This is a genomic window from Acetobacterium sp. UBA5834 (assembly GCF_002435675.1).
Classification (GTDB): Bacteria; Bacillota; Clostridia; order Eubacteriales; family Eubacteriaceae; genus Acetobacterium; species Acetobacterium wieringae.
This window is the reverse complement of record NZ_DJGY01000022.1, coordinates 39,189-56,418: the sequence shown is the minus strand read 5'-3', so window position 1 is coordinate 56,418 and position 17,230 is coordinate 39,189. Positions and strand designations below refer to the sequence as shown.

Genomic DNA, 17,230 nt, shown 5'->3' with positions numbered 1-17,230 from the left:
GAACTATTATTGACAATTCCAGTGTTGCCTTTTTTATATTTCATAACTAGCCGTCCAAACAGCGGTATAAGTCGTTTAATAATTTTTACTCTCGCTCTGCTACCAACAGGGACATCTACTATTTCAGCTGCAGAAATGAAGAGCCACTCATCATAAGACATTTTAATAAAGCTAAATACTGTCTGTCCAATATTAAAATTCTTTTTATTTCCATACCATCCCCAGTAAGAACAGTCAGTGATGCCACTATCCTTTTCATCCTGCCCCAGAGATAACCACTTATCAATGTATGCAATACCTCCAGAACCTTCCGTCATATTCAACTCGATTCTGCTATTATCTATTTCTGCCGCTGTCAAATTCAATACATCATTTAATAATAGTTCCACCGTAATCCACCACCTTACCCTTCTCTTTTCACATAAGTCAGTACTATATCATATCCAAGAGCCTCCATCATCTGCACAAATGTCTTGTTTACCACACCATCCTGTTTTTTGATGATACGATTCACATAGGATTTCGTAGTATTGACGTCTTCCGCTATTTTTGCCTGTGTGGTTCCATTCTCTATACACTTAACTTTAACATCTAGTTCTATATTATTTTTAATCATATTCTACACCTCTGCTTGTTTGCTCTCAACTTATTTCACAAATCAGATAACTTATTGTACTACAATTTTTTGGAAATTTCAATTAATTCCAATTACCCCAACGTAATAGATAAACGAAGTTTTCGCAACAGAAAACACCCTGCATTTCTGCAAGGTGCTAATTCCTGTAACCTATTCTTTTATCTTTTCACATCAACTCTTGTGCCTGACTTAAATTCCACCGAGAATTTTTCCTCATAAACTGTTACCTTTTCAACCATTCGTCTCACAAGAGATTCATCATATTCCTCTATCTGCTCCACCTGTTCTGCAAGAAACTCCTGCATCTCGGCAATTCGCTGTTTCAAGCCTTCTCGTTCCGCATTCTCTGCCATAGCATTCTGCTTTAATTCTCGCAGACGGTCTATCTCATCAGCAAGGTCATTATAATCCTTTTTGGCATTGGCTCGTTTCAGCAGTTCCTTTTGCAATTCTTCCAGTTTGGCATTGATGCTTTCCATAGAACCTTCGTCCTCCAAAGCAAGTACCGATGCAATGTTCTGCTCCAAGGCTATAAGCATATCATCCTTGCCCCCAAGTGCTATATTGATAGCTTTTACAACAGCCTCTTGTAGTTCCGTTTCCTGAACCGTTTGTGCATCACAGTAGCTTGGACCATGTTCCACCCTGCTGACACATCTCCACACAAAGGAATGCTTCCCCCTATTGTTCCATGCAATTCTCCGGTAAATGTCTCCGCACCTTGGGCAGTAAACGATGCTAGATAATGCGTACTTACTGCTGTAGATTCTTTTCTTTCTGTTCTCACCGCTGTGAAGATTCGCTCTCCTTACCATTTCCTCCTGCACCTGCATATAAAGGTCGCGGGGTATGATGGCTTCGTGGCTGTTTTCCACATAATACTGAGGAACAATTCCGTTATTCTTCACTCGCTTTTTGGTAAGGAAATCCACCGTGTAGGTTTTCTGTAAAAGTGCATCACCTATATATTTCTCATTCTGTAGTATTTTCTTCAAAGTTTCTGGCCTCCACCTTGCTTTACCTGCCGCTGTAAGAATGCCATCTGCCTCTAGACTTTTACCAATCTGCGCAAGGCTTGCTCCTTGTAGGTATTCACAGTAGATTCTCTTTACCACTTCTGCTTCCACTGAATCGATAACCAAATTCCCATCTTCATCTTTGGTATATCCAAGGAATCGGTTGTGGTTGACCTGCACCTCGCCGTTTTGGTAGCGGTACTGAAGCCCCATTTTGACATTCTGTGAAAGCGACTGGCTCTCCTGCTGGGCGAGACTCGCCATAATGGTAAGCAGCACTTCCCCTTTGGAATCCATCGTATTGATATTCTCTTTTTCAAAGAAAACAGGTATATTTTTCTCTTTAAGATCCCGAATGAACTTTAAGCAGTCAAGGGTGTTTCTGGCAAATCGGCTGATGGACTTGGTAATAATCATGTCGATGCTTCCTGTCATACACGCTTCAATCATGCGATTGAACTCTTCACGCTTTTTTGTATTCGTACCGCTGATGCCATCGTCTGCAAAAATTCCGGCCAGTTCCCATTCACTGTTTTTTTCAATAAACTGGGTATAATGGGCCACCTGGGCATCGTAGCTGGTCGCCTGCTCCTCGCTATCCGTCGAAACACGACAGTAGGCGGCTACCCTTAATTTCGGTTTCGCCTGCTGATTGACCGTATTCCCCACCCGTCTTCTTGCGGGAATAACCGTTACATTTCTACTTAATTCCATCGCTTACTGCCACCTCACTTTCGATCAGACTGTAGGCGTATTCCGCCTGTTTGAAAGGATCCGCAAATTTATCAATCACTTTCGGCATCTTGAATTTCATCAAACATTCCGGCATTTTCTGATCATTCAGCTCACGAATTCTCCCCAGTGATCTGGCTCTTACCATGCGCTTTTCTTCTGCTTTTTCAAAGATCTCTTTATCAATGATTGCCGGATAATACGCATCGCCCAGATAGCGTTTGTTCCGCAGCATCCTTCCTGCACAGCCATGATGCAGTTTTAATCCGGCTGTTTCGGCAGCAACAGTCAGTGCCATGCCGGAAATATAGACATTAAAAAATTCTCTGATTCTGGCCGCCTGTTCTTCAGCCACTACAGCCTGGCCATCTTCGATCCGGTAACCGTAAGGTATGCTTCGCCCCATCTATTTCACTAGCCTTTCTCTCAATTTCAGCCCACATTTCAGTTCGAAAACCAGCTCTTTTCGCGACAACACCGTTATTCTTTCCACATAGGAAAGGAACAATTCATCATCATATTGGGTGAGCATTTCACTTTTTGAGACAAATTTTATCAGCTTCTTCAATTCCTCCGTCCGAGACATATCTCCGCCGATGAAGCGGATCAGGTTTTCCTTTTCGTCACACAATAATTCTCCCTGCCGACTCAATTCATTGCTTTCCTTATTGAAAAGCGCCGGATCCAGATAACCGCTTGCCATCAGATTTGTCAGTACCTGTCGCTGCTCGATATTTTTCTCCAGTTTTATCTCAAGCTCATTAATTTTTTCAAACCGACTGTTGTCATTCTGGCCTTTGAGACTGTTTGCCAACGGTTTTAAGATAAGCTTTTGTCCAAATATCAACTTGTTCATCATCGTTAAAAAAGCGGCTTTTATCCGATCATCCAGAATATACTTCATGGAGCATTCGTCTGCATTTTCAATATGTCTGGAGCAGCACCAGGCAATTTCAGAACCACTGGGTTTATAGTTAATTCGGCGCTTGTAATTACTGCCGCATTCCCCACATTTTATTTTTGCTGAAAAGCCATACCGGTTATGGTATTTTTCAGTCTGATCACTGATCCCTTTTTCTCTACCCCGCTGCTTCATCACAGCATTGGCCTTTTCATAAACCTCATGGCTGACAATTGCTTCATGATGTCCCTGCACCAGATACTGATCCTGATCGCCATAATTCTTATGCCGGTTAAAACGATCATCTGTGTATGTTTTCTGAAAGAGCACATCCCCCATATACTTCTCATTCCGGATAATCCCCCAGATTGTTGCTGAAGTCCATTTTCCGCCTTTTTTAGCGGGGACTGCTCTTGCGTTCAAATCGTCGGCAATGGCTCCAGTCCCTTTTCCCGATAATGCGGATGCGAAGATTTCTCTAATTATTTCAGCCTGATCAGGTACAATGACCATCGCCCCATCCTCATTCTGATAGCCATAAGGCGGATAGGAAATGATGAACGTCCCGTTTTGAAAGCGCTTCCTGACACTCCACTTCTCATTTTCAGAAATCGACACCGATTCACTTTCAGCCAGACTACTCAAAATCGAAAGCATCAACTCACTCTCCATTGAGCCGGTGTTCAGGTTCTCTTTTTCAAAAATGATATGTACGCCCAAATCCAGAAGTTTTCTGACCAGTTCCAGACAATCGGTCGTATTTCGACAGAATCGGCTGATGGATTTTGTGATCACAAGATCAACTTTTCCACACTCGCAGTCAGCAATCAGGGATAGCAGCCCATCCCTTTTATCTTTCTTTGTCCCAGTGATACCCTTGTCGAAATAAATGCCAGCATAGTCCCAGTCCCCGTTTGCCTTGATGTAATGCTCATAGTGGACTTTCTGATTTTCCAGGCTGACCAGCTGTTCGTCACTTGCCGTTGATACCCGGCAATACGCTGCAACCTGAATTTTTTTCTTCCCCTTGAAATCCCTGTTTTGTTCGATTTTTGTTATCTTTTTCATCAACTCACCTCACCTTCCGTAGGTCACATGTTACCTCTGAAAGCCTTTAATAGCAACGAATTCAGGGCATTATCTCAGCTAAATAAGGTAAGAATGTCCTGCGGTTCAATACAGTTGTTTGATCGAATTCGCCCCTGGTGATCAGCCCTTCCGCCAGCAGCGTTTCCAGTATTTTCTGGGCAAGAAAATAGTCGTATTCCCGTTGAATTTCTTCTTTTGTGAATCTTTTTATGGCAACTACCGGTATCGGCTGATCATCTGTGATTTTTGTTACCTGCATGGTTGTTCCTCCCATCCGAAGGATTAATCTGTTTCCTTCTACCGATAAGCGAAAAATCCATACGAATCGAACCCCCGGACAAAAAAATAATGCCCACCAGGAAAAACTCCTTAGTGGGCACTGCTAGAATATTGTTATTAACTTAACCTTTGCGGCATCCGGCTGAAACATTCCCTCACGGTTGCGTGATACCTTGACCAATTTTATTGTTTCAATCCGGTTTTATCGGCATTATCCTCATTCCCTGATTTTATCTTTCCACTATCAATATCTGTTTCACTCTCCATCTGGGTGCGGATATTCTGGGTCAGCTTCTCCAGAAACGGCGGAAAGTTGACATTCATATCCTTCATGTTTTCTAAGATACTGATGATCTCATTGCAGATCAGCCACACCGCCACAAATGATGCGATGACAAAATTAACTCGAGCATCGACCCCGATATACTGACTGGCGTAAAGTAAGGTGTAATCGAGGATCGCACCCACTGCGATGAGATAAAATAGGCAGACCTTTTTCATAATGCCCTGAAAGCCTTTGTAGCTCGAGATCTTATTGCCCCGATACTTGGCTGCAGCTAAACCGGTGATATAATCAAAGGTGGCCAGGACAAAAAGCAAGATGACCGGTACGGCCAACATGCCTAGCCAGCCTGAAAGAGCAGTAAAGGCCACGACGACAACTAATTTAATCTTATCAAGATATTCCATTTTTAGTTTCTCCTTTAAATGTATTTTTCTCTATTAAAAAAAGCCCGAAGGCTTCACAATTGTTTTAGATCAGATTCCACTGGGCGTTATTATAATAGTAGGCTTCGACCTTTTGAGCTTTGTTGTTGGCATCGCCTTTATACACGTTGGATACCGGGAGTTTTATGTCAATGCCATGCTGGTTAAAGAGTGCAATGCGATGACCGGATGTGAGACTGGAAATCAGCAGATGGTTCGATTCCAAGGTGACATCAGCAGTGGTTTTTATCACCCGGTTGGCAGCACCACTGCCGCAGAAATAAAAAACGTCGGTGCCATAAGAAATAATGGTGCCGCCATTAAAATCCCAGGCCAGTCCGCTTGAAACCGTTGAAAGGGTATTCGTCAGGGTATCCAGCTTAAAAATACTTTTATCCCAATAAATATAAATATCCGTCCCAACAGCTGCGGCTCGACAGTTGGTGTATGCTGCAGGTAAATATGCCACGATCGTATAGGTATCAAGAAGGGTATCATATTTAGTAATCCGTGTTGTTGCAGTGCCGCTTGAATTGCGACCGCCGATCAGATAAATGTCCGTCCCAATAACTGCAGTACCAGCTTCAATAAAATGATTTGATGGCGCCGCAATCATTGTAAATGTCTGCGATACCGTATCAAAGTAATACGCTTTCGTGACAATATTGGAGTTGGAAAAACTGGTTGAATTATAGCCACCAAATAAATAGATTCGCATTCCAACTGTCGCATAGGCAAATGACTGCCAGCCATGATTGCCATCATTAGTAATGGCAACCGCTAGCTTTGTCATCGTTTTTTCAAGGATATCATATTTGTAGATGTCCAGTGACATGGTTGAATACTTTAGACCGCCCAATAAATAGATGAAATCGCCAACCAGCCCCGTAGCTGCATATCTAAAGTAATTGGATGGCATCGCCACACCCGTTGATACGGTTACGAGGGTATCCAGGTTATAAGTCAGGATCTTAGGACTCATGGTATAACCCCCTAAGAGATAAACCAGATTACCAACCCGCTCAGCACAACCCCCGACACCACTGACAATTTCATTGGTGGCAGCATCAAGGACATCATTCACCCGGGTAGTCGCATTGAGGACACTGGAAATGTCGCTATCAAGTTTAATATCTGAAACCGGAGTGCTTTTGACCCACAGCTTTGTCGTATCTTCTGGAGCGACATCCCCAAAATGAATATTAAACTCCGCACTGGCCGGGGTGCCGATTAGCAGACCATCGATTAGTCCAGAAAAACTATTAGTAGGCGTTCCCGATGGAATGGTGACACCTTTACCGACCAGTGCGGTTTTAATATTGGAAAGATCGGTGATGGCCGTTTGAATATTTTCACTTAAGGTTTTAGTTGCCATTTAACGCTCCTTCCAATTGATCATTGAGGGTACCCAATTGGGTTGTGATGGAGTCAATCGCAGATTCAGCTGCGTCCAGCCGTGTTCCCAAAGGATCAAACCAGGCGGCTTTATCAGCTTCAGTAAAATAGTCCACCCCCTTGACCGGGGAATAACCTGCAGCACCGGCTGGGCCAATCGGCCCTACATCACCAGTATCGCCCTTTTCGCCAGAAATACCTTGAATCCCTTGCTCGCCAATCGGTCCCTGAATTCCGGGATCACCCGGATCGCCTTTGGGACCTTGAATGCCTGGTTCCCCTTGAGGTCCAGTTTCACCGGTCAAACCCTGCAGTCCTTGGATCCCTTGATCCCCTTTTGCGCCGAGCAGACCTTGGATTCCCTGAACGCCCTGATTACCTTTCGGACCTTGAGGACCCGTTTCTCCCGTCAGACCCTGCAGTCCTTGAATTCCAGAATCACCTTTATCACCCTTGGGACCTTGAATCCCTGGCTCACCCTGAGGTCCCGTTTCGCCTGTCAAGCCCTGCAAGCCTTGAATCCCTTGATCTCCTTTAGCACCGGGCGGGCCTTGGATTCCCTGAATGCCTTGGTCACCTTTCGGGCCTTGGATCCCTGGCTCGCCTTGAGGACCAGTTTCACCGGTGAGACCCGGCAGCCCTTGAAGTCCTTGATCTCCTTTTGCGCCTTGCAGACCTTGGATTCCAGGGTCTCCTTTGTCGCCCTTTTGGCCTTGTTCTCCTGGTTGTCCGTCAATGCCGGGATCGCCTTTTGGCCCTGGCAAGCCCGGTTCTCCTTGAGCACCATTTTCTCCCGGTATCCCTTGGGGGCCTTGTAACCCAGGATCACCTTTTTCACCAGCGGGGCCTTGAAGGCCAGCATCGCCCGGATCCCCTTTGGGGCCTTGAATTCCCGGAACGCCCTGGGGGCCTATCTCACCGTGTAGTCCCTGGGGGCCTTCCAATCCAGGTTCACCTTTTTCACCGACTGGACCTTGAAGACCAGCATCACCCGGAATGCCGGGATCGCCTTTTGCGCCAATAAACTCCCCGGCATTGGCGCGCTCCACAACGGTTAATGCTTCACTGCTGGCATGATCGGCTTTTTCCATTACCGATTGGGCGTCTTCACCCAGTTTTACCATTTGCTGCTCCCATTGCAAAAGGAGTGATGGTTCGATGGGTGGTTGGGGTGTATCAGCCTTAATTGATTGGTTGATCCGGATCAATCCTTTTTCACTTTGCCAGACCGGGATGCCGGGATCTGATTTACCTTCCAGCTGGATTTCAAAAGCCAAAAGCCCGGATGCCTGGGTTGTCGTAGCGGTCAGTATCCAAATAAAACGAACAAAATCACCATCGATTACCGGTATCATCAGAATCCGATCGGTCAAACGACCAAGTTCGGTTTCGATATGAATATTAAAATCATCCACATTCAGGCCATCATTCATTCTGGGAATCTCAAATACCAAACACTGAACCAAATGATCGTATTGACTCACGATCATCTCATCATAAAAAAGATGCTTCTCTTTGACGGTCACTTTATAATTCTTCATAAAATTCTCCCTTCAGGTATTATTCATCCTCTGGAAATACTGGCCAGTCGGTGATGGTCTCCACCACGTCCCAATTTTTATTAACTGCCACACTCAGTTCGCTTTGAGAAAGCTTTGCGATATTGGCGGCGCCCAAACCAATGGCCAGCTTATCTTGACCCGTACGATTGGTCAGCCCCGCCAGTACATTTCTCAGACTGCTCTTGGTTAGATTGATGCAGGGCGATAGGTCAATGGAAATATTGACATTGACCAATTTCAACTCTTTAAGATTGGTTCGGCCCTCAAACATTCCCATTCCATACACAGCGTTGGTCATATCCAGGTATGGCACCGACACCAAAGCGGCACAACCAGAAAAAATCCCCCGCAAGCGGTAGGCGCTAAGTTTCATTGTGAATTCTTTAGGGACAGCCTGGAGCTTTCGGCATTCATTAAAAAATCCGAGATAAAGCGCCACACTGCTATCGTCAATAAAAACGGATGCCTGGTTTAACAGATCAAAGTAAGCGATGTCTGTCCAGAGAAAGGGATACCAATCCGCTGTGACACCATCAAAGCAGAAATAGGTCTCGCCATATTCAAGGGTAGCGGGATAAATCGCTGGATTGATGGGGAAAACCATCGTCCAGACGACTTTTGTATTCGGGTACACCTCGCTGATACGGCTGTTGGAATAATCCCAGATGTGCTCAATCCCATCCGACGCCGCTGAATTCTGATAGGTTTGTCCATCAGAAGTGACAACGGTGCCTGCTTCATAAAAGAAATCATTGACCAGGTCTTTGGCATAGTGCATCCGCAGATAGCCGATTCGACCTTGTGCTAAGGCTTCCCATTGGCTTCTGGCCCAGACCATATCGGGGTTGGGCTGCCAGTGAAAATCGCTTTCTTCCGGCCATACAATCCGACCATTGATCATCGCCTCAATGATCGTAAGGTCATTTGCTTTGAGGCTCTCGATTTCACGACCGTTAAATTTAATTCCCATCGCTTACCTCATTTATCCGGAAACGTATTTTAAGTACAAGGTGCCTTGATCCATCACTTCCGGATAGGCTTCAACACAAAGCCATTTTTGACCGCCAAAGTATTCATTCATGTATTCATTCACTGCTGGCGGGACGGTTTTATCAATCGCTTCTTTGATATCCTCCGTTTTAAGTTTGGTGATGGTCGATTCAAAGTCGGTAGCCACCCGCCCTAACTCAGCAACATTCTTTTCTGGAGTATCGGGATAGCTGACCAGTTTGACAATCTGATGCTCCACTTCAATCCCACGAATCCGATCAATCAAAGTGACCTTATCGCCAATGGCAATGGCCAGGTTTCCATAGTCATCCGGCAACAGGCTGGCCAGATCAACCACCGATGCAGTATAGACCCGATTGGGGATCGATAAACCAGCCACTTTTTTCTGAGCTGCCGCCAGCAGTTCTTCTTTTAATTCATAACGCTCATCCACCCAGACCTGGGTGATCACCTTGCTGGTGTACTGAAAATTTTCGACATAGGCTTTGCCGCCGTTGATATCCTCAAAAGAAAGCCCATCTTTGCCAAAAGCATACAGCCGGGTAACCAGATCAAAGCTGTCACCCCGGAGTTCGCATTCTTTGATGTTGAGTTCGTCGGAAAAATGAACGCCTTTATTTGTATATCCTTGAGTCGTCGTGACGCGGATAACCCTCCCAATACAATCATAGCGAAAGATCACACCATAGGTTTTTTCAGCCAGTCGAAGTAAATTCAGAGTATTTCCGGATTCCAGGGATACGGTTTTTGTCGAAGTAATATTTTCAGCACCAGTAACCGTCCAGCTTGTCCCAACAAGTAGCTGGGTCAAAAGTCCAGTCAGGGTGATATCTTCTAATAGAAACTGATGATAACCGGCCACCATAAAGTCCGATAAATCCAAACTACAACCGATGATGGTGGTTTGGCCCCGTTCATCAATACTTTTTATGACATAGCGGTTATGATCGGTCAAAATCAGGTTCTCTTCGATCAGATCTTTATACAGCGGATGTTTGACATAGATTTCGAAGGATAGGGTATCTTCGCCGGTTTCCAGCAGTTCCGTGATATAACAATTATCCAGCTGGTCCAGTTCACCAATCGGCGTTTTGTTTTGATTGAGTAAGCTTAATATCATCATTTCACCTTTTTCTACCCAGTGGTTATCATCACACAATCAAAAACAAACACAGCACTATAATGGCGGCTTGAGACTTGATTGATCTGGGTGCTTACCAACATACAGTCAAAGCTTTGGCCTTCAATAAAGCGATTGTTAATGGTCACCACACATTTTTTCAGGGCTTTTTTTAACGCTTCAATATCGGTGAGCTTGCCATTTTTAAAATAGCATTCCACAGCCAGCTTGCTGAATCGTTCTTTGGTTTTAAAATAGATCGGCTTCGCAGCATTTTCCGGCCAGAAATAAGATGGGCTGTAATCACCCGGCGTATAAAGACTGTTGGCATAGGTCGCATTGAAGGTTGATAGTAAGACTGCCCCGGAAGCATTGGTAATGTCACAAACTGCCATCAGATTTTACCTCCTCTCAAACTAAAGGCCAGATCCCGAGAAACAATCGGGGTGATGGAATGGCCCACTGCTTTTTTATCCAGCTCGACAGTGGTGTAGATATAAATCGGTGCGGTACTGCCACCATCCAGCATACCGGTTGAGCTGTTTCCAGCTGATGTTCTCCCGGTTAACCCGTTTGATTGGGTATTTACATCCAAGGTGGTGGGAATGGCACCGAGCATATCGCGGGTGACCGTCGCCATTTTTCTGACAAAACCAATCCCAACGCCAGCACCCATGTTTTCTCCAATATCCGCATACACTGTCGATGGTGAGTGCATCCCTAAGAGATTTCTGACACCGTCCGTAACGCCACCAAAGAAACCGGTGACCTTATCTGAAAGCCACTGTCCCATGGACATGATCCCGTCCCATAAGCCTTTGACGATGTTGATCCCCACATCATAGATCGCCTCAGCTGCCTGTCCTAGACCGCTCACGAGAGCGATAATAATTTCAGGCAGCGCCGCAATCAGTGTGGGAATGGCGGCAATCAGTCCGGTGACCAGGGATATGATTAAGTTGATCCCGGTTTCAATAATCAGTGGTAGGTTATTGACAAAATAGTTGATAAACGAATTGATCAATTGCGGTAGGGCTTCAATCAAAATCGGTAAAGCGTTGATCAGCCCTTGAGCCAATCCCATGATTAAAGCTAATGCGGCTTCAATTAAGAGCCCTGCGTTATCCATCAGGGTTTGAGCCATCAGGATGACACACTCGACGATCTTTGGTACCAGTTCTGGCAGCGCCTCAGCGATCCCGGTAATCAGGGTGGCCACCATCACCATGGCACTTTCTAAAATAGCCGGAAGATTATCGAGAATCCCCTGGGTTAAAGCCAGCACCAGTTGCAGAGCGCCATCGGTGAGTTGCGGCAGGGCTGAGATCAGACCCTCTAAAAGAGTGAAGATTAATTGGTTGGCGGTATCAATCAGCATCGGCAGATTAGCAAGTAGTGAACTGCCAACCGCCCCAACAATATCCATCCCAACCTGTACCACCGCTGGCATATTACTCAGAACCATATCGGCAATCCCGCCAACGGTACTGCCAATGACCTGGGATATTTTGGTAAAGTCGCCGCCAGCATCTTGAAGGCCTTTGGTAAAATCACCCAGCAGAGCCACACCCTCATCGGCCAGGATCTGAAGCTGGGGCAGCAGCACCGTGCCGAGGGCATTCTTGGCTGCATCGCTGCCGGATTTTAAGCGTTGGACACTGTCGTCAAATTTCCCCAGCTGGGCCAGGGTTTCATCACTCAGCACAGCGCCCATCCGTTTGGCTTCGTCGGTAAGTTCAGCAATTCCTGCCGATCCCTGGGCAATCAGTGGATTTAATTCCTGGGCTGATTTCCCGAAAATCTTCATGGCCAGGGCATCCCGCTCAGCCCCTTCTTCCATTTTGCCAAGGGCATCGATGGTCTCCCAATAAACGTCTTCGCCATTACGGAGCGAGCCATCTGCATTGGAAATGGCCACCCCCAAACGGCCATAGGCTTCGATCATATCGGCTGAACCATCCCGAGCTGAGGACATCGACCGGATCTGTTTGGCCATGGAGCCAGTGAGCGTTTCCATCGAGACATCCACCAGCTCTGCGGCATATTTGTAAGCTTGCAGGCTTTCAGCCGATACTCCGGCTACCGTAGCCGTTGTCAGGATTTCATCGGCATAGGCGGCGGCTCCTACTGTCATATCGGTTAAAGATTTGGCCGAGGAAACGGCTGCGGTACCAACGGCGACAAAAGCTGTGCCCATGGCGATACCGATGCCTTTTAGCGTCCCGCCTAACGCACTAAATTTACCGCCGGAGCTTTCTGCTTTAGTGGCAGTATCATGAAGGGACTTGCCGAACTGTTCGGCCTGTTTTTCGGCATCATCAAACTCATCTGCGATTTCAGTCAGGGCTTTTTCATTTTTCCTGATTTCCCGATCCAGCCCATTGAGATGCGCTTTGGCGTTGTTGAGTTGGATCGCCCAGTTTTGGGTACGGCGATCATTCTCACCAAAGGAGGTGGCGGCATTGTCCAGAGCTTTTTCCAGGGCCTTGATCTTATCCTTCTGCGCATCCATTTCTTTGTTTAACAGCTGGTTCCGGGCGGTGACCGCTTCGATACTTTTATCCTGTCGGTCAAACTGGGACTCGACCAGCTTCATTTCACTGCCTAGCACCTTAAAAGATTGATTGATATCCCGGAGGGCGTTCTTAAACTCTTTTTCGCCTTCAACCCCAATTTTTAAGCCAAAATTATCTGCCACAATGCATCACCTCCTTGATTTCAGGCATGAAAAAACCACCATATGAACGATGATCATTAAGATTAAAACACTAAATATCTTATGGAACAATCTCATCAATGGTCCATTCTCGTTTCGATTTCTCGATCCCCAAGAACTGTTTATGACAGGTCCAAAGATCAAGCAGATGACCCAGGGGCATCAACCAAACCTGTTCTTCTGATCGGTTTAAATGGACGGTTCCATAATATAAAAGTCGAGTAAACAAAGCGTCATCATCTACTCGACTTTCACGTTTTTTAGGGGTTCACCATCAAAAGTATTATCCTCACTTTCAATATGGCGTTTGGTTCCGTTGATCATGGCTTCGGTGATGGCATTTTTATAATCAGCCAGCTCAAGCGGGGTGGTTAACAGCTCGACGGCTTCTTCGGTGAGTAACGGTTTCTTTTCGTCATTCTGAAGATTATGAATCAGGATGCTTTGGTTGGCCAGCAGAGCGATCAGCCAGGTTACCTCATCCAGCGCCATTTCAAAGTTTTCATTCTTCATTAGGGTTTCACCCAGATTGGCAAGGCCGCCATAACGTTTGGCGATTTCCTTGGTGGCTTTGGTGGTAAAAATAAGCGGATATTCCACGCCACCGATTGTAACGACGGCTGTTCGATCAGTATCCATCATCATGGTGTCACTCCAATACTGGCCATGGTATTTAGCCAGGTCTTTGCTTCAGCCTCAGTCGGGAAGGTGGCTTCTTCTTTCCAGACATCTAAAACATTGGTCAGGATCGTTCCTTCAATGGTCGGAGTCTGGAAGTTGATGGCTTCACCACGCGTTTCCATACTCTCAGAGGGGACTCCGAATTTTACCTTGGTGAGCCAGATCGCTCGAAAACCACGGATGTTATTTTTAATACTGGTGGCATAAAAGCCGACTCCCACAAAAGCCCCATCATCAGAGCCTTTGGCAGTCATTTTTTTATTGGTGCCGCTTTCAATGGTGGTTAGGGTATGTCCGAGAATCAGAGCACGGGTTTCATAATCGAGATGATCCCCGTTGAGAGTCAGCTTCCCGGATTTAAACTCTTTGACATTTTCAATAATCCGGTCATCGCCGCGTAGCACCCCTTCATTGACCTCGATATTCATATCCGCTTTAATCGCATAGGCCATAATTCGACCTTCTGCATAGGTGGTGTCGGTTTCGGTTTCTGTCAGTTTTGAACAGATGAGATATTTAAGTCCTATTTGTGCCATTATTCTTCCTCCACTTCATAGTCTTTTGCCACATCGATGGCATAATGGTAATAGCCGGTGTCATCCTCATGACCGACATAGCGCCGATCGGTAATGACAAAGCCTGAATTGAGCAGACTTTTAATGAGTCTGTTTTTTAAAGCAATGTAATTATTCTTACAAAAGATCGAAATCCGCACTTCCTCAACCGTCCGCAGGGGTAGATCGTCGCCATAGAGTGCAAAGGTATCAGTCAGCGGGGTTACCACCATATACTCATAGGCGGGTTCTTCCGAAAATTTCCCGGTTTCCACCGAAATATTGAGTCCACTAATGATCTGATTGAGTTCGATTAGACTGTTCATAGGCTTTCGATCTCACTTTCTAGTTTGTTTTTCATCGCTTCAACACAAGCCTTTCGCGACTTAGCTTTTGCCGGTTTGAGAAAAGGCTTCGGTAATTGGCCGCTTTTGCCGTATTCCAGAATATTGGCGATCTTGGCATTACTTTCACCACCGGATCGGGGTTCGGAAAAGCCGATTTTAAGATTGTAATTACCAACACTGTCTTTTTTCACCGGGGATATCCCCAGGGCCGCTTCCAGCTCGCCGGTGGAGCGACTCTTAAGTTTCGTTTCACTGCCAATGACCGCACTGAGATTACTTTTGACTTTTTCAAGTACGACATCACCACCGGCTTTCAAAACTCTCGGAATGATTTCATCGGACTTTTCAGCCAGGGCAGAGATCTTAAGCAGAAAATCGTCCGGCATTTTGATCGTAATTTTAGCCACTGGTTTCCATCCTTTCACAGAGCACTTCGGTGTACATCCCTCGATTTTTTACATCCTCAGCAGAGACGATGTTGTAGCGTCCGGTATCGCAGACGATTATCATGTTGGTTTTAACAGCAATGCCGGGAATGGCTCTAAATCTAAAAAGTGCCGAAGCTTTGGTAAAAATGGCTCTGTTTTTCCAGCTTTCATTGCCATGGCGATCTTCTTTGTAGGCTCGCACCGATGCAATGGTGGTATCGCCTTTGTTTGCAAACCCTTCCGCATCCTTGATCGGCTGGGTGGTGATCAGATCGATCATGGTATTCATTTTTCCAAAACTCATGTTACACCTGCCAATCTTTATTCATGCTAAGCAGTCCATTGACCACTAACCAAACCTGGCTGCTGGCCTGAACATTGTCAGCAAAAAAGCCCCCGGTGCTGCCATCCCGGCTTTCATAGAAATGGGAGGACAGCATAATCACCGCCTGTTCGGTGGTGGGATGCATATCATGCTTTGCATAAAAGCCATCTTCCTTTTTCTGATAGCTTTCCGCATATGCTGTGGCAGTAAAGATTAGATTTTGTAGAAGCGCATCATCCTCGTTGTGGTCAAGAATCAGATTGGCTTTGACTTTTTCCAGGAGTGTCTGCATGTCTGCCACCTCATTTCATTATTCAGTTTTCATTAAACCGGCTGCTTTAAGCTTTGCAAGCAGGACATTAAAATCTGTCACCAGTCCCGCAATGGTCGTAGCGGAGCTATCGGCTTGATTGGCGGCTTGGGGTAAACCCAATAAAATAGCACCCTCTTTAATGTCGAGGGTGCCGCTAATCACAGTTTTATCGCCGCCGTCGGTTGTATAGTTCTTTGTCGTATAACTCATGGTCCACCTATGCCTTTTGTTTCAGGGTCTTAATGGCTTCTGGTAAGATCAGCTTGCCATCAACCCGCTGAGTGGCCATAAAGCCGACCTGGCCAGTGGTGGCATAAAGCTCATTGAGCCGCTTAAAAGACCGGCCTTGGCGATCTGCTACCCAATAATAACTAAAGTCACCAAAAGCGATGGTTTTAGCGCCCGCGGCGATGTTTGGAACATAGGCCGAGGTTTTAACGGGGCGGTTGAGAATCGTATCCGGGGTTCCTGCGGTAATCGATGGCTGCCAGATATAGTTGCCATTGCCATCTTTGAGTTTGCGGATGGCCTTAACGGTGGCATCATTGAGAATAAAGGTGGCACTTTTCCGATAGGGAGATTTAAGGGCATAAAACAGATCCATAATCTCATCCACCGTAATGGCGGTGGCACTGGCCGCCGTGATCCCATCCTGGGCACCGCCAGTGGCATTGAAGATCCCGGTTGGTTTGCCGACACCATCCCCGATAAAAAACGCTTCTTCCTCTTTAGCTCCGATCCGACGGGCAAACTCCTTGGCAATATAGGCTTCCAGGTTAAAGATGGAATCATTTAATAGTTCTTCAGATACTTTAAGCAGGGTTCCCAGTTTATAGGCACTGATGGAAACCTGTCCAAACGAATCATCGCTCTCCGGAGCTGCTCCTTCTTCTTCTATCCAGGATGCGGATCCTTTAGTGGCCACAACTGGGATTTTTCGGTCCCCACTGGAAGTCGCGATGACTTTGGCCATGGTTCTAAAGATGTTTTCTTCTTCCAGACCTTCCACCAAGGTGCGTTCAAACTCATCGGGAACCAGATAACCACCTTCACTGTCACTGCCTATTTGCAGCGCATTGGTAATTTCAAAGCTCAGGCTCTTATTGCGCATGGCATTCCAGAAGGATGCCGCGTACTCATCGCTGCCACGACCGGTTCTGGGCTCAGTCATTCCGTCGGGTTTCCCGGTAATCGGAGTATTGATCGGTTTTGCAAACTCCAAATCCAAGGTCTGTTGACGCTCCAGACGATCGATTTCCTTACCGAGATTTACCACATCGGCTTCCATTTTTTCATAGACTTCAATATCGGCAGCTGCAAGCAGACCATCCTGATTTCTTTTTTCATCCAGGAATTTTTTCGCATCTTCCCAGACTTTGGCCCGTTTTTCACGTAATTCTAAAATTCTTTTCATAT

General features: G+C 46.0%; 21 protein-coding genes. All 21 read right to left on the bottom strand.

Annotated features, from left to right (window positions below):
- Window positions 1–389: hypothetical protein (locus tag B3F51_RS05175; RefSeq protein WP_286945879.1), on the bottom strand; the 389-nt coding region annotated here is incomplete at its 3' end.
- A 14-nt stretch (window positions 390–403) separates the two neighbouring features.
- Window positions 404–616: a helix-turn-helix domain-containing protein gene (locus tag B3F51_RS05170; protein ID WP_148637646.1), complete on the bottom strand. Its 213-nt coding sequence runs from the start codon at window positions 614–616 to the stop codon at window positions 404–406.
- Window positions 617–795: 179 nt separating this feature from the next.
- Window positions 796–2,367, bottom strand: a complete 1,572-nt coding sequence (locus B3F51_RS05165) for a recombinase family protein (protein WP_286945877.1) — start codon at window positions 2,365–2,367, stop codon at window positions 796–798.
- Window positions 2,354–2,791, bottom strand: a complete 438-nt coding sequence (locus B3F51_RS05160) for a recombinase (RefSeq protein WP_286945876.1) — start codon at window positions 2,789–2,791, stop codon at window positions 2,354–2,356. Before B3F51_RS05160 ends, B3F51_RS05165 begins: the two co-directional genes overlap by 14 nt.
- Window positions 2,792–4,354, bottom strand: coding sequence for a recombinase family protein (locus tag B3F51_RS05155; protein ID WP_286945874.1), 1,563 nt, complete (start codon window positions 4,352–4,354; stop codon window positions 2,792–2,794).
- A 61-nt stretch (window positions 4,355–4,415) separates the two neighbouring features.
- The gene (locus B3F51_RS05150) at window positions 4,416–4,634 is read right to left on the bottom strand and encodes an SHOCT domain-containing protein (protein WP_286945872.1); all 219 of its coding nucleotides are present in this window, start codon (window positions 4,632–4,634) and stop codon (window positions 4,416–4,418) included.
- Between the two features lie 203 nt (window positions 4,635–4,837).
- Window positions 4,838–5,344: a phage holin family protein gene (locus B3F51_RS05145; RefSeq protein ID WP_286945870.1), complete on the bottom strand. Its 507-nt coding sequence runs from the start codon at window positions 5,342–5,344 to the stop codon at window positions 4,838–4,840.
- 64 nt (window positions 5,345–5,408) lie between these two features.
- The gene (locus B3F51_RS05140) at window positions 5,409–6,737 is read right to left on the bottom strand and encodes a Kelch repeat-containing protein (RefSeq protein WP_286945869.1); all 1,329 of its coding nucleotides are present in this window, start codon (window positions 6,735–6,737) and stop codon (window positions 5,409–5,411) included.
- A complete protein-coding gene (locus B3F51_RS05135) occupies window positions 6,727–8,298 on the bottom strand; it encodes a hypothetical protein (protein ID WP_286945867.1) in 1,572 nt (523 codons plus the stop codon). Before B3F51_RS05135 ends, B3F51_RS05140 begins: the two co-directional genes overlap by 11 nt.
- 19 nt (window positions 8,299–8,317) lie before the next feature.
- Window positions 8,318–9,289, bottom strand: coding sequence for a hypothetical protein (locus tag B3F51_RS05130; RefSeq protein WP_286945865.1), 972 nt, complete (start codon window positions 9,287–9,289; stop codon window positions 8,318–8,320).
- Between the two features lie 12 nt (window positions 9,290–9,301).
- Window positions 9,302–10,453, bottom strand: a complete 1,152-nt coding sequence (locus B3F51_RS05125) for a phage tail spike protein (protein WP_286945863.1) — start codon at window positions 10,451–10,453, stop codon at window positions 9,302–9,304.
- Between the two features lie 11 nt (window positions 10,454–10,464).
- The gene (locus B3F51_RS05120; protein WP_286945860.1) at window positions 10,465–10,845 is read right to left on the bottom strand and encodes a hypothetical protein; all 381 of its coding nucleotides are present in this window, start codon (window positions 10,843–10,845) and stop codon (window positions 10,465–10,467) included.
- Window positions 10,845–13,148, bottom strand: coding sequence for a phage tail protein (locus tag B3F51_RS05115; RefSeq protein ID WP_286945858.1), 2,304 nt, complete (start codon window positions 13,146–13,148; stop codon window positions 10,845–10,847). The genes B3F51_RS05120 and B3F51_RS05115 overlap by 1 nt, the downstream gene beginning before the upstream one ends.
- 258 nt (window positions 13,149–13,406) lie before the next feature.
- Window positions 13,407–13,808, bottom strand: coding sequence for a hypothetical protein (locus tag B3F51_RS05110; RefSeq protein ID WP_286945881.1), 402 nt, complete (start codon window positions 13,806–13,808; stop codon window positions 13,407–13,409).
- On the bottom strand, window positions 13,808–14,383 hold the full coding sequence (locus B3F51_RS05105) for a major tail protein (RefSeq protein ID WP_286945856.1): 576 nt from the start codon (window positions 14,381–14,383) through the stop codon (window positions 13,808–13,810). The genes B3F51_RS05110 and B3F51_RS05105 overlap by 1 nt, the downstream gene beginning before the upstream one ends.
- Window positions 14,383–14,727 carry a hypothetical protein gene (locus B3F51_RS05100; protein ID WP_286945854.1) on the bottom strand — a complete coding sequence of 115 codons (345 nt, stop codon included), beginning with the start codon at window positions 14,725–14,727 and terminating at the stop codon, window positions 14,383–14,385. The genes B3F51_RS05105 and B3F51_RS05100 overlap by 1 nt, the downstream gene beginning before the upstream one ends.
- Window positions 14,724–15,155, bottom strand: a complete 432-nt coding sequence (locus tag B3F51_RS05095) for an HK97 gp10 family phage protein (protein WP_286945852.1) — start codon at window positions 15,153–15,155, stop codon at window positions 14,724–14,726. Before B3F51_RS05095 ends, B3F51_RS05100 begins: the two co-directional genes overlap by 4 nt.
- Complete coding sequence (locus B3F51_RS05090) at window positions 15,148–15,480, bottom strand: head-tail adaptor protein (RefSeq protein WP_286945850.1); 333 nt, start codon at window positions 15,478–15,480, stop codon at window positions 15,148–15,150. The genes B3F51_RS05095 and B3F51_RS05090 overlap by 8 nt, the downstream gene beginning before the upstream one ends.
- Before the next feature lies 1 nt (window position 15,481).
- Window positions 15,482–15,793, bottom strand: a complete 312-nt coding sequence (locus B3F51_RS05085) for a head-tail connector protein (RefSeq protein WP_286945848.1) — start codon at window positions 15,791–15,793, stop codon at window positions 15,482–15,484.
- 18 nt (window positions 15,794–15,811) lie between these two features.
- A complete protein-coding gene (locus tag B3F51_RS05080; protein WP_286945846.1) occupies window positions 15,812–16,024 on the bottom strand; it encodes a head fiber protein in 213 nt (70 codons plus the stop codon).
- 7 nt (window positions 16,025–16,031) lie between these two features.
- Window positions 16,032–17,228 (bottom strand): phage major capsid protein, encoded by a 1,197-nt coding sequence (locus B3F51_RS05075; RefSeq protein WP_286945844.1) that lies wholly within the window; start codon window positions 17,226–17,228, stop codon window positions 16,032–16,034.
- Between the last annotated feature and the right edge of the window lie 2 nt (window positions 17,229–17,230).

Excerpts from the sequence above, each read along its gene's own strand:
- B3F51_RS05170 (WP_148637646.1), bottom strand. The coding sequence starts at position 616 with ATGATTAAAAATAATATAGAACTAGATGTTAAAGTTAAGTGTATAGAG.
- B3F51_RS05165 (WP_286945877.1), bottom strand. The coding sequence starts at position 2,367 with ATGGAATTAAGTAGAAATGTAACGGTTATTCCCGCAAGAAGACGGGTG.
- B3F51_RS05160 (WP_286945876.1), bottom strand. The coding sequence starts at position 2,791 with ATGGGGCGAAGCATACCTTACGGTTACCGGATCGAAGATGGCCAGGCT.
- B3F51_RS05155 (WP_286945874.1), bottom strand. The coding sequence starts at position 4,354 with ATGAAAAAGATAACAAAAATCGAACAAAACAGGGATTTCAAGGGGAAG.
- B3F51_RS05150 (WP_286945872.1), bottom strand. The coding sequence starts at position 4,634 with ATGCAGGTAACAAAAATCACAGATGATCAGCCGATACCGGTAGTTGCC.
- B3F51_RS05145 (WP_286945870.1), bottom strand. The coding sequence starts at position 5,344 with ATGGAATATCTTGATAAGATTAAATTAGTTGTCGTCGTGGCCTTTACT.
- B3F51_RS05140 (WP_286945869.1), bottom strand. The coding sequence starts at position 6,737 with ATGGCAACTAAAACCTTAAGTGAAAATATTCAAACGGCCATCACCGAT.
- B3F51_RS05135 (WP_286945867.1), bottom strand. The coding sequence starts at position 8,298 with ATGAAGAATTATAAAGTGACCGTCAAAGAGAAGCATCTTTTTTATGAT.
- B3F51_RS05130 (WP_286945865.1), bottom strand. The coding sequence starts at position 9,289 with ATGGGAATTAAATTTAACGGTCGTGAAATCGAGAGCCTCAAAGCAAAT.
- B3F51_RS05125 (WP_286945863.1), bottom strand. The coding sequence starts at position 10,453 with ATGATGATATTAAGCTTACTCAATCAAAACAAAACGCCGATTGGTGAA.
- B3F51_RS05120 (WP_286945860.1), bottom strand. The coding sequence starts at position 10,845 with ATGGCAGTTTGTGACATTACCAATGCTTCCGGGGCAGTCTTACTATCA.
- B3F51_RS05110 (WP_286945881.1), bottom strand. The coding sequence starts at position 13,808 with ATGATGGATACTGATCGAACAGCCGTCGTTACAATCGGTGGCGTGGAA.
- B3F51_RS05105 (WP_286945856.1), bottom strand. The coding sequence starts at position 14,383 with ATGGCACAAATAGGACTTAAATATCTCATCTGTTCAAAACTGACAGAA.
- B3F51_RS05100 (WP_286945854.1), bottom strand. The coding sequence starts at position 14,727 with ATGAACAGTCTAATCGAACTCAATCAGATCATTAGTGGACTCAATATT.
- B3F51_RS05090 (WP_286945850.1), bottom strand. The coding sequence starts at position 15,480 with ATGAGTTTTGGAAAAATGAATACCATGATCGATCTGATCACCACCCAG.
- B3F51_RS05085 (WP_286945848.1), bottom strand. The coding sequence starts at position 15,793 with ATGCAGACACTCCTGGAAAAAGTCAAAGCCAATCTGATTCTTGACCAC.
- B3F51_RS05080 (WP_286945846.1), bottom strand. The coding sequence starts at position 16,024 with ATGAGTTATACGACAAAGAACTATACAACCGACGGCGGCGATAAAACT.
- B3F51_RS05075 (WP_286945844.1), bottom strand. The coding sequence starts at position 17,228 with ATGAAAAGAATTTTAGAATTACGTGAAAAACGGGCCAAAGTCTGGGAA.